We start from the raw sequence: 11413 nt of genomic DNA, 5'->3' as shown, positions 1-11413 counted from the left end.
TTCACTGGAACGATGGCGGCCCAACAGATCTCGACAACCTGATCTTGTTGTGCGGTCATCATCATCGGACGATGCACCACACCGAATGGCGGGTGGAGATCGGGCCGGATCGGAAAACAGTGTTCTATCCACCGATGTCGATCGACCCGTATCAACAGCCGATCGGCGGGAACGGCCCACCCACAGCGGCGTGAACCGCGACAACTGAAGACGTGAGCACCGGGGCATCACCATGCCCCGGTGCTCACGGCTGTCTACTGTCAGAACGCTACTGTCAGAACGTGAGCGTGAGTCGCCCGTTCTCGTCGCTGATGTGAACAGTTCGCCCGATCGACGGAGGGTTGTCACCGCGAAGCTGGGTCAGTTCGGAGGCATTCTCGGGACCGGTGTGACCGGCGACGCGGCGGCCGTCCGGCGTTGCCGCGATCACGAACCCGATCTCAGGCTCCCCGGTGCGACCGTATTCGACAGAGGCAGTGACAATTTCTGCAGTGCCCTGGTAATCGGTGATCAGTTCCGGAGCCTCCGCGGTCAAAGCGCGTGCGTCGGGATCACCGACGTACCCGTCGGCATGAGCGGTGGACGACAGCAGTACGCAGTGCTGGTAGGTGAGGAATCCACCGTTGCCGTGGACGAGGGCAAGGTTCGCGCCGTCGCGAATTCGCCTGGTGACTTCAGCGACGGAATGCAGGGTGTAGCTGTTGAGCGGTCCGCCGAAGAACGAGTGTCCTCCGGTGACGCTTGGGATCGCGGTATCGGGAAGTCCGAGTTCGCGGATCAACAGCTTGGGCACGATCGGGAAGCAGCTGTAGGCATCGACGATGTCGAGTGCGTCGGCGCCGACTCCGGCACCGTCGAGTGTGCGATGTACGGCGTCATGCATCGCGGCCGAGCTGTCGAAGCTGTTGCGGCTGAGTATGTCCAACGGATCACTCGCACCTGCGCCGCCCCAGAGGTGCACCAGCTTGTTTTCATCGATCCCGAACTCGCGGGCCGTCGACAACGAGCAGACGACAACGGCCGCAGCCTGATTGACGAAAGGCATGGCGTTGAGCATCAGCGGGTACGGCTCGGAGACCATCCGATTGCCGGGGCCGACGGTGCCGATCTCGTCTGCCGATCGGATCTCCGACGTCCAGGAGGCGGGATTCTTCGAAGCCAGTTCCGAGAACGCGGCGTACATCCGCGCGGACCAGTCGAGCGATTCACGGGCGTCGTGGCCCTCGGCAGCACTGAAACAGTTCTCGAAGAGCGGGTAGACACGAGTCGGCACGATGAAACCGGCGCGCTGCATTTCGGGGCTTCCCAGGTCGGTCGGATCGAATCCGGGAGGCCCACCGGGCGCGGCTGTCCACCCGATCGAGTCGGGGGCGACTCCGGACTTTCGCAGGGCGGTACTGCTGGCGTGCGATTCGCCGCCCACGAGCAGAGCAGCCGAGGATTCACCGCGAGCGATGGCCGCGCCGATCCGATCGAGGAGCGCCGCGGGCCAGTGGCCACCGATCGGCGAGGTAGAGGTGACCGTGGGGGTCGCGCCTAATCGTGAGGCGAGTAGCCCGGGGAGATCGTCGTACGACCAGCTGACTGTCTTGATCGCGAACACGGAATCGATCTGTGTTCCCAGTTCAGCGTGTCCACTGTCGTTCAACGCGGCGACGGTGGCGTCGTGAATCAGATCGAGGGGTTCGCGGTGCCCGTCGGCAGGATTCCAGCGCAGATCGCCGACGCCGACGATGACCGGGATTCGTGATGCGTCAACCATCATGTACCTCTCGTTGCCGACCCGTAGCCGGGAGTTGCAGTCACGATATCGGGGACCCTGGTATGTGTAACTCTGGGGTCACAGTCAACAATTTTCGGGTTCCTATTTAGGTATGCCTAACGAAAGTCCTATACTCGTCTTCATGACAGCTGTGGCAGAGAGAATTTCGGTGCCCGTGGGGCCGCGTTCCATCGATCACCCCTACTCGATGACAACGGTGACTCTGAAGCTCTCTCATCAGCGGCAGTGGGCCCCGCATCGTCATCCTGAACATGAGCTGATCTGGGGAAACTCCGGTGGAATGCTCACGGTTGTCGCTGACGGCATCACCTGGGAGGTGCCGCCTTCGGCCGGACTGTGGCTGCCTGCCGGGGCGTTGCATGCCGTGAAGGCAGGTCCGGGTACGGAGTTCTTCTGCACCTACTTCCGGCCCGAGGCTCACGCCGCGCCGTCGGGTGTTCCGGGCTTGTTCGGTGTCAGCGCTCTCCTGCGTGAGGTACTCCTGCACATGCATCGGCGGAACATGCCCGACGAGGCGCGCAGTCGCGCCGAGCGGGTGGCCTTCGACATGTTGCAGCCGCTCGAAGTTGCTGCGGTGGAGGTTCCGATGCCGACCGATCCGCGAGCGTTGTTCGTCGCCGAAGCGTTGGTCGCCAATCCGGCAGACCAGCGGTCGCTGTCCGAATGGGCGCTGACGGCTGGCGGTAGCGTCCGTACGCTGACGCGTGTGTTCGCGCAGGGCACTGGAATGACTTTTGCGCAGTGGCGAATTCAGGTACGTGTCCGCGCAGCATTGACGTATTTAGCTGCTGGAGTGCCGGTTTCGGTTGTCAGTAGGCGGGTCGGATACGAAACTCCGAGTGCTTTTGTCGCAGTGTTCCGCCGGGTCACCGGCCGCACACCCGGCAGCATGATGAACAAGGGGAGTGTGGCGCCCGAATCGGTGCCGTACCTTCTGCACGCTTGAGTTGGGTTGCACCGGGCGGAAGTGCTCGGTGCAACCGTCGCGGTCAACTCCGCGGCGCGGACCACGCTTCCCACAGCTCCGCGTACCGACCCCCGAGGTTGACCAACTCGTCGTGAGAGCCGTGCTCGACGACGCGGCCGTCGTCCATCACCAGGATCTGATCGGCGTCGACGGCCTGTGAGAGTCGGTGTGCCACTGTGACAGCAGTGCGACCCCGGGTCAGGGCGAGAGCGGCATCGTCGAGGACCCTGGCTCCGGCGCTGCCCGCTTCGGCGGTCGCCTCGTCGAGAATCAGCAGCGGCGGATCCAGTAATTCGATTCTTGCCAACGCAAGTTGTTGGGCCTGTGTTGCGGTCAGCCGGTGTCCACCGTCTCCGACCACGGTTTCGAGTCCGTCTGGGAGAGCCCGCAGCCAATCCGACGCGCCGACGGTATCGAGAGCCGCGGTGATGTCGTTGTCGGTTGCCGACGGGTCGGCCAGCCGCAGATCCTCGGCCAACGTACCGGCGAAGACGTGGACCTCCTGAGTCACGAGGGCCACCGCGCTCCGAGATGTCGACGGTGGCAGTTCGTTCCGGGGCACCGTCCCGATCTTCACGACGCCTTCGGTCGGTTCGTAGGTTCCCGCGATCAGCTTTGCGACTGTAGATTTTCCGGCTCCGGTAGCGCCCACCAGTGCGGTGACGCTTCCTGCCGGAACGGTGATGTCGATGTCTCGCAGAACAGGAGCGTCGCCGCTTCGGTACGAGAACGTGACGCGTTCCAAAGATGCTGAGCTGTCGACAGGTTCCTGCGGATCGGTCGGTGCGGATGGCACGGGCGCAAGGGTGACTCCGACCAGCCGAGCCAACGCTATTGTGCCTTCCTGCAATTCGTCGAACACGCTGAGAACTGCGCCCACCGGATCGAAGAGGCGGTGGAAGAACAGGGCTGCGGCGGTGGCGGCGCCGATGCTGATCTGACCGTCCTTCACCAGCCAGAAGCCTGTGATCAGCACGGCGGAGAGGCCGATGAACTCCGCGATGTTGAGCCGGCCGAAGAACCTGGTGCGTAGACGCGTGGTCAACAAGCTCAGGCGGACGGCGGCCATCGATCGAGATTCGATCTGTTCGAGATGCGGCTGGGCCAGGCGAAGCGATCCGACGGTGTCGGAGTTGCTCAGCGAGTCCAGGAGCTGTTGCGCACGTGCACCTTCTGCCTCCCGCTCCTCGCGGTAGACCGGTGCCGACCTCGAGAGGTACCAACGCAGCGCCTGGATCTGGATGGGTGCCGCGATCACCGCGGCGACGGCGAATCTCCAATCGAGGCTACCCAAGCCAATCAGCGTCAACACGATGGTCAGTGCCGCGGTGGCAAAAACCGGAAGTGCTTCGGATACAGCCCGGGTCACCAACCGCACGTCGCCGGTGATGCGGGAGACGAGATCTCCGCGCCCGGCGCGTTCGACGTCGCTCTGCGGAAGGTCGAGAACCCGGACGACGACTTCTTCGCGAAGGTCGGCGACAACGCGCTCGCCGACGCCGGCGAGCAGGTAGTTGCTCACTCCGACGAGAAGGGATGAGGCAACCGCGATACCGACCAACGCGAGAGTCAGTGTGCCGATGCGAGAGACAGCGTCGCCGTCTGCGTCGGTCACGGCGTCGACCATGGCGCCGAGGACCAGCGGCGTGAGCAGACCGATCGCGGTCGCGGCGGTCAGGGTGACGACTGCTGCGATCGCGGAAATCCGGTGGGGTCCCATCAACCGAAGTGCCGCGCGGCGCGCTTGTTTCGGTGTTGCGGTGGGGAGTAGTTCGTTCACAGCTCGATCACCCGATCGCAGATATCGAGCAGCACGGGGCTGCTGGTCAGAAGTATTGTGGCGTGTGCCCCGCGTACCTCGGCGATCCCGCGAGCAATGCGCGCTTCGGTGACGGAGTCGACGGCAGTGGTGGGATCGTGCAGGACCAGGACGGGAGCTTCGCTCGCCAGTGCCCTCGCCAACGCGATGCGCTGACGCTGACCGCCGGACAAAGAATTCCCTTGCTCGGTGACTCGGGTTGCGAGGCCGAGCGGCAGTGCCGAGATCACTTGATCTGCCGCAGCAGCGGCGATGGCCTCGTCGTTGCGGCTGCCGATCGGTGCGAGGGCGTCGATGTTGTCGCCGACTGTGCCGATGAACAGTGCCGCGTCGTGCGGTGCTGCCAGAACGTGAGTGCGAAGTTCGTCGATGTGCAGCTCGTGAATGGCGTTGTCGCCGAGATGAATTGTTCCGCTCGAAGGCTCGATTCGACGCGCCAGTGCGTCGACCAACGCATCCGCCCAGGCGGCATTCTCGGTGACGATGCCGATGATCTCGCCGCGTTTGACGTCGAGATCGACTGGTGACGCTCCGGCCAACACGACGTCGCGCAGCGTCAGGAACTCGGAGTGATTCAGGGACACAGGTTCACCCGCGGGAGTCACAGCCTCGGTGGTCCCGAGAAGTGCTGCGACGCGGTTGGCGGAAGCACGCGCCCGTGCCAGACCGGCGCCGAAGTAGATGATGTCGATCAACGGACCCCGAAGGAACTGTGCCAGACCAACCACGGCAACGAATTCACCGACCGAGATGCTCCCGGACGCTGCCATCCGTCCGCCCACGTACGCGATGACAGCGAGGAAAGCGCCGGCGATCGCAACGTTGGCGGCGGAGTACATCGCTTGGTATCTCTGTGCGCGAAGGGTTGCTTCCAACGAAGTCCGGCTGGCTCCCCGATACCGCTGCGCTGCAGCATCTCCGGCGCCGATTCCGGAAAGGATTCGGAGTCCGGAGAGTAGATCCGCGGCTAGCGCGCCGGCCTTGGCGCCCTGCCACTGATCGGTTTCGGCTCGGCGTTCGAGCGGCCGACTGACCACCTGCATGAGAGCCAGCACCGGGGGAGTGCCGAGGATGACGAGCAGGCCGAGTGGCACCGAGATCACCAGTAGCGAAATCGCGGCGGTCAGCACTCCGCAGGCGGCCGCAAGTTTGGTGCTCAGCGTGTGCGTGAATCCGGCCACCGAACCCGCGTCGGATGTTGCAATCGAGTAGACCTCGCCCGGCATACGCCGCGGCGACATGCCGTGCGGATCGAGGCCTCGGCGCGCGATGTCCATCCGCAAGCGATGTGCTCCGTGCTCGGTGACGGAATCGGAGATGCGCGCCGCGAAGCGCCAACTGAGCAACAAGCCGGTGAAGAGAATTCCGAGAACGAGGATCCACTTTCCGAGTGCGGCGGCATCGTTGGTCGCCACAGCACGGTCGATGACCGCACCGATCACCACCGGCACCAACGCTTCCGCGACCTGGTGGCCGGTGAAGCCGACGGCCGCGGCCGCCAGCTTGGCTCCGCGACCTTCGGAAGCGATCGCGCGTGTGATTACCTGACGCGGCGTGATCGCCGGGCTGGTTGGGGGACCGTTTGTCTCGGCCGAAAGAAGTGGTGTCGAAGGCACTGGGTCCACGCTAGGGATCGTGGGCGGTAGTCAGAAGTCACACCGGTGCCAATACTTGTCGTGAACAGGCCATACGTATTGCGTTGGCCGAATTGCGATAGTAGTTGGCCCCGTTGCAGCGGAGAAGGCATCGACTCATCGACGACACTGCAATAAATTAAGGTCTACCTTACTTAGCACGGGTTAACTATGTCCGGAAGTCGGATAGATCCTCGTGTTCGGGTCCGGTTCATGTTCCATCGATGTTGGAGATTGTTGTGAGTCTTGTGTTCGGCGAGGTACTTCACAAGGAGTACGTGACCCCGGGAATGGTTCGTATCGTGTTCGGTGGGGAGGAGCTGACCGCCTTCGAAACCACCGGTACCGGTGACGAATACCTGCGCCTCCACTTCCCGGTCCCGGCTACAGGCAAGTTCGTTCTTCCGGCGGAAGATCCGGATGCACCGCGCGGTTGGCGATACCCGGAGGGAGAGGAACCGTCCCCGTGCCAGCCGTACACCGTGCGACGGTTCGATTCCGAAACCAGCCGCATGACGATCGACTTCGTCGTTCACGAGGGCGGTATCGCCAGCGACTGGGCGCAGAAGGCCGAGATCGGTGACAAGTTGGCGATCGGCGAGTCTCGTGGCCTCTACGAGCCCCCGGCCGACGCACGCTGGCAGGTGTTCGTCGCCGACGCGACTGGACTCCCCGCACTCGGGCGCTTGATCGAACAGTTGCCCGCCGGGATGTCGGCCAAGGCGATCGTCGAGGTGGTGGACGAGTCTCACAAGCAGCAGATCACCTCGGACGCCGACGTCGAGTTCATCTGGCTGGTCGGCAGTGGCAACGGTGTTGCACCGTCGAAGTTGCCGGACGCGGTTCGTGCGATGAACCTGCCCACCGAACTCGGATACGTGTGGGTTGCAGGCGAGAGCACGATGCTCCGTGACATCCGCAAGTACCTTCGCCACGAACTGAAGTTGCCGGGTGAGCAGTACAAGGTCATCGGCTACTGGACGTACAAAGCCGAGGTGTGGAACGCGAAGTACGAGGCGCTCGACGAAAGTGTCCGCGCGGCACTCGATGCGGCCTGGGAATCGGACCGCGACGAGGAAGAGATCCGCGACGAGGTCGAGAAGACTCTAGAGAGCGCCGGCTTGTGACCGTTGGATTCGACAAGAGTGCTGTCGACAGCGGTGCGGCGGACAAGAGTGCAGTCGACAAACACACCGAAGAACTGATCGACGAGTCGCTGCACGAGAAGCAGAAGCAACCGGACGGCCTGGTATCGACCAACTCTCGTCGTATGGCGGGTCTTCTGGTGTGCCTGGTGGTGCTCGCCGCCGTGCTCCTTCTGAGTATCGCGGTGGGATCGAAGACCATTCCGTTCGGGACCGTGATCGACGCGCTGGTGAACTACGACGACTCGAACGATCACGTGATCATCCGTGACCTGCGACTACCGCGTACTCTGCTCGGTCTGATAGTCGGTATGGCACTGGGTGTGGCCGGTGGCCTCATCCAGGCGATGACACGAAATCCCTTGGCTGATCCCGGAATTCTCGGTGTCAATGCCGGAGCAGGCTTCGCGATGGTCGTTGCCGTCGCGGTCTTCGGCTTGACCAGCATCTGGTCGTACATCTGGTTCGCTTTCCTCGGAGCGGTGATAGCGACGGCGATCGTCTACACGCTGGGCTCGATCGGTCGAGGTGGTGCGACGCCCATTCGGCTGACGCTTGCCGGTGTTGCCATCGGCTCCGTGCTCGGCGGCATCTCGTCCGGGATCACCTTGCTCAACCCGACCGCCTTCGACCAGATGCGCCAGTGGAATGCCGGCTCACTCAGCGGGCGTTCGTTGGAAATCGTTCTGGCCGTTGCCCCATTCATTCTCATCGGGCTCTTCCTGGCGCTCGCGTTGGCGCGCCAACTCAACGCGGTGGCCCTGGGTGACGATCTGGCACGTTCGCTCGGTGCCAACATCACTCGTACTCGCATCCTCGGTGTCATCGCGGTGACATTGCTGTGCGGCGCGGCGACAGCTGCGGCCGGGCCGATCGGATTCGTCGGTTTGATGGTTCCGCACGTCGCGAGATGGTTCGTCGGACCGGATCAGCGATGGATTCTCCCGTACACGTTGGTGTGCTCGCCGATTCTTCTTCTCTTCTCCGACGTCGTCGGCCGAATCGTGCTGCGCCCGGGTGAACTTCAGGTCGGCATCGTCACGGCCTTCATCGGCGCTCCGGTGCTGATCATGCTGGTGCGTCGAAGCAAGGTGAGCGGTCTGTGAGCATCGATTTCGGGCGCGCCACCACGGTGGTGCGCTCACCCAAAGAAGGCTGGTCCGCGCGGATCGACGTCCGCACGGTCACAGTCTGCCTCGTCCTCGTTGCGCTTGCATTGGCCATCGGTGTCATCGCGCTCGGTAGTGGTGACTACCAAGTGCCGATCGGGGACGTCCTCGGTGCACTGTTCGGCGAAGCCCCCGCGCGTATCCACATGGTCGTCGTGGAATGGCGTCTGCCCCGAGTTCTGTTGGCGCTGATGCTCGGTGCGGCGCTCGGTATGAGCGGTGCGATCTTCCAATCGCTGACCAGGAACCCGTTGGGTAGCCCGGACATCATCGGCTTCAACTCCGGTGCGTACACGGGCGCTCTGGTGGTCATCCTCCTCATCGGTGGTACTTACTACGAGATTGCAGTCGGTGCTCTGGTGGGCGGAATCGCCACCGCAGCAGTTGTTTATCTCCTTGCGTACAAGCGAGGTGTGCAGGGATTCCGGTTGATCATCGTCGGTATCGCCATCAGCGCGATGTTGGGCTCGGTCAACACCTGGATGATCCTCAAGGCGAAACTTGACGACGCCATGGCTGCCGCAGTGTGGGGTGCCGGTTCGTTGAACGGCCTCGGCTGGACTCAGGTGTGGCCGGTGGTCGTCGTGCTGGCCATCCTCGTTCCGCTGATCCTGGTGTTGGGCAGGCGGATGCAGATGCTCGAGATGGGCGACGACGCCGCCAAGGCGCTCGGCGTCCGGGCCGAACCCACGCGGCTTTCCCTGGTTGTTCTCGGCGTCGCCCTGACGGCCATGGTGACAGCAGCGGCCGGTCCCATCGGGTTCGTCTCTCTTGCGGCTCCGCAGTTGGTAAGGCGATTGACCGGTAGTGCCGGAGTGACCCTGCTGCCGTCGGCAGCAATGGGTGGCGCGTTGCTGATGGTCAGCGACTGGGTGGCGCAGCGAGCTTTCGCGCCGACACAGTTGCCGGTCGGCGTCGTCACCGTCTCCATCGGTGGCATCTATTTCGTATGGCTTCTCGCGCGAGAGGCACGTAAGCAGTGATCGGTGAAGGAACGAGGAACAGCGTGAACGAGACAAGTACGGCCGCCGTCGTGGTCGAAAGGACGAATCGGCTTCGCGCCGAGGACGTCACGATCGGTTACGACAAGCGCGTCATCTCGGAACACCTCGACGTCGAAATCCCCGACGGTGGCTTCACCGTCATCGTCGGTCCCAATGCCTGCGGCAAGTCGACGCTTCTGCGTGCGCTGTCCCGGTTGCTCAAGCCGACCACCGGCAAGGTCCTTCTCGACGGTAAGGCGATCACGTCGTACCCGGCAAAGGAAGTTGCGAGGCGACTCGGGCTTCTGCCGCAGACGTCGATCGCGCCGGACGGAATCAAAGTCGCCGATCTGGTTGCGCGAGGGCGTTATCCGCACCAGAAGCTGATCCGCCAGTGGTCCCGAGAGGACGAGGCCGCCGTCATCAAGGCGATGGAGGCAACCAAGGTCACGGATCTGTCGGCCAGGCCGGTCGACGAACTGTCCGGTGGTCAGCGCCAACGTGTCTGGGTAGCTATGGTTCTCGCGCAGCAGACTCCGTTGGTGCTGCTGGACGAGCCGACGACGTTCCTCGACATCGCGCACCAGATCGAGCTGTTGGAGCTCTGCCGCGATCTGAACGAGAACGACGGACACACGCTGGTGGCGGTGCTTCACGATCTCAATCACGCGTGCCGCTACGGAACTCACATCATCGCGATGAAGGACGGCGCGGTGGTCGCCGAGGGTCCGCCCGCGGAGATCATCACCGAAGAACTGGTGCAGGAGGTGTTCGGCATGGCGTGCCGCATCATCGACGATCCGGTTTCCCACACACCGCTGGTCATTCCGCTGGGACGCGAGCGTCAGCGAAACATCGAAGGAGCAAAGGTATGACACTCGTCCTGGATGCGCAGGTTACCGACACGGAGTGGGCTCAGATCGTCGACCGCATTTCGCGACGCCGATTCTTCGGTGGCGCAGCTGGTGTGGCTGCAGCATTGGCGCTGAGCGCCTGCGGAAGCTCCGATGGCGAATCCGACTCTGCCAGTGACACTCTCCCGTACACGTGGGCCGAGTTCAGCGGCGACGTTCCGCGCGACCCGAAGCGTGTGGTGGTGCTCGACGGCCGCGTCGACCTCGAATTCGCGATGATGATGGACTACCCGATCGTCGGATCGGGCAACTTCTGGTTCCCCGACGCCAAGGCAGGATTCCAGTTTCCCGGCCGCACCATCGAGGACGCGAGCTTCGTCAACGTCGCCGGCGACTTCTCCACCAACTTCGAGGCTCTGCTCGCTCTCGAGCCCGATCTGATCGTCATCACTGCGATCGGATACACCAGTGACTGGTACGGCACCGAGCGCTTGTCTTCCATCGCGCCGCTGTTGGTCGTCGGCGACGACGTCGAACCGATTGCCGGGCACCCGGTCGACTGGCGAGGTGCTCTGATGGCGCAGGCGAGCCAGCTCGACCGGGTGACGATCGCCGAGGCTTCCATTGCGGAGTACGACGACAAGCTCGCGAGACTGCGACCGATGTTGCAGGAGAAGCTGGGCGGAAAGAAGATCGTGTTCGGCGTTCAGACGCCGACGGGCTTCCTTGTGCATCAGCGGAATCTGCGAATCAGTGTTGCACTCGATGCCGGCCTGGACGTGCTTTTCCGTGACGACGACAATGCAGAGAACTCGTTCGAGTTGTCGTTCGAGCAACTCGACACCTTGGCTCCGGCGGATGTGATCATCGCCCAAGCACGCGATCAGGAAGCGCTCGACGCGATCAAGTCGCAGCCGACGTGGCAGCGGTTGCCTGCAGTTCAAGCGGGCAACGTGTTGACCAGCGACGCGCGATACAACCAAGGATTTGCGCTCACCGCGGCCATCTTCCTCGACGTTCTCGAGGAAGCGGCCGGACGAATCACTGCTGGGCAGTAAT

The 11413-nt window shown here is 63.2% G+C and carries 10 protein-coding genes; 7 read left to right on the top strand and 3 right to left on the bottom strand.

The genetic code is table 11. From position 1 onward, the window contains the following. Nucleotides 1-194, top strand: a 194-nt coding sequence (locus ACYP01_RS30250; protein WP_459683757.1) for an HNH endonuclease signature motif containing protein, incomplete at its 5' end; no start/stop codon positions are given. A gap of 80 nt (nucleotides 195-274) precedes the next feature. Here ACYP01_RS30250 and ACYP01_RS30245 read toward each other — a convergent pair. Next, nucleotides 275-1765 carry an acetyl-CoA acetyltransferase gene (locus tag ACYP01_RS30245; protein WP_459683755.1) on the bottom strand — a complete coding sequence of 497 codons (1491 nt, stop codon included), beginning with the start codon at nucleotides 1763-1765 and terminating at the stop codon, nucleotides 275-277. A 139-nt stretch (nucleotides 1766-1904) separates the two neighbouring features. Between ACYP01_RS30245 and ACYP01_RS30240 the strand changes: the two genes are divergently transcribed. Beyond that, nucleotides 1905-2729, top strand: a complete 825-nt coding sequence (locus tag ACYP01_RS30240) for a helix-turn-helix domain-containing protein (RefSeq protein ID WP_003946247.1) — start codon at nucleotides 1905-1907, stop codon at nucleotides 2727-2729. A gap of 43 nt (nucleotides 2730-2772) precedes the next feature. Here the strand turns inward: ACYP01_RS30240 and ACYP01_RS30235 are convergent, their stop codons facing one another. After that, nucleotides 2773-4530 carry an ABC transporter ATP-binding protein gene (locus ACYP01_RS30235; protein WP_459683752.1) on the bottom strand — a complete coding sequence of 586 codons (1758 nt, stop codon included), beginning with the start codon at nucleotides 4528-4530 and terminating at the stop codon, nucleotides 2773-2775. Next, nucleotides 4527-6185 carry an ABC transporter ATP-binding protein gene (locus ACYP01_RS30230; RefSeq protein ID WP_459683750.1) on the bottom strand — a complete coding sequence of 553 codons (1659 nt, stop codon included), beginning with the start codon at nucleotides 6183-6185 and terminating at the stop codon, nucleotides 4527-4529. Before ACYP01_RS30230 ends, ACYP01_RS30235 begins: the two co-directional genes overlap by 4 nt. 257 nt (nucleotides 6186-6442) lie before the next feature. Here ACYP01_RS30230 and ACYP01_RS30225 point away from each other — a divergent pair, with 257 nt between their 5' ends. From ACYP01_RS30225 to ACYP01_RS30205, 5 genes are read left to right on the top strand one after another with little or no spacing between them, the layout of a single operon-like run. After that, on the top strand, nucleotides 6443-7330 hold the full coding sequence (locus ACYP01_RS30225; protein WP_223304402.1) for a siderophore-interacting protein: 888 nt from the start codon (nucleotides 6443-6445) through the stop codon (nucleotides 7328-7330). Then, a complete protein-coding gene (locus tag ACYP01_RS30220; RefSeq protein ID WP_003946222.1) occupies nucleotides 7327-8454 on the top strand; it encodes a Fe(3+)-siderophore ABC transporter permease in 1128 nt (375 codons plus the stop codon). The genes ACYP01_RS30225 and ACYP01_RS30220 overlap by 4 nt, the downstream gene beginning before the upstream one ends. Beyond that, nucleotides 8451-9500 (top strand): iron-enterobactin ABC transporter permease, encoded by a 1050-nt coding sequence (fepG, locus tag ACYP01_RS30215; RefSeq protein ID WP_003946259.1) that lies wholly within the window; start codon nucleotides 8451-8453, stop codon nucleotides 9498-9500. Before ACYP01_RS30220 ends, fepG begins: the two co-directional genes overlap by 4 nt. A 23-nt stretch (nucleotides 9501-9523) precedes the next feature. Then, nucleotides 9524-10375 carry an ABC transporter ATP-binding protein gene (locus ACYP01_RS30210; protein ID WP_050794099.1) on the top strand — a complete coding sequence of 284 codons (852 nt, stop codon included), beginning with the start codon at nucleotides 9524-9526 and terminating at the stop codon, nucleotides 10373-10375. After that, nucleotides 10372-11412: an ABC transporter substrate-binding protein gene (locus tag ACYP01_RS30205; protein WP_054827505.1), complete on the top strand. Its 1041-nt coding sequence runs from the start codon at nucleotides 10372-10374 to the stop codon at nucleotides 11410-11412. Before ACYP01_RS30210 ends, ACYP01_RS30205 begins: the two co-directional genes overlap by 4 nt. Nucleotide 11413 lies beyond the last annotated feature (1 nt).

The organism is Rhodococcus sp. no. 34, assembly GCF_054589475.1.
Note: the sequence above shows the minus strand (reverse complement) of the source record. Positions and strands in the feature narration are given on the sequence as shown.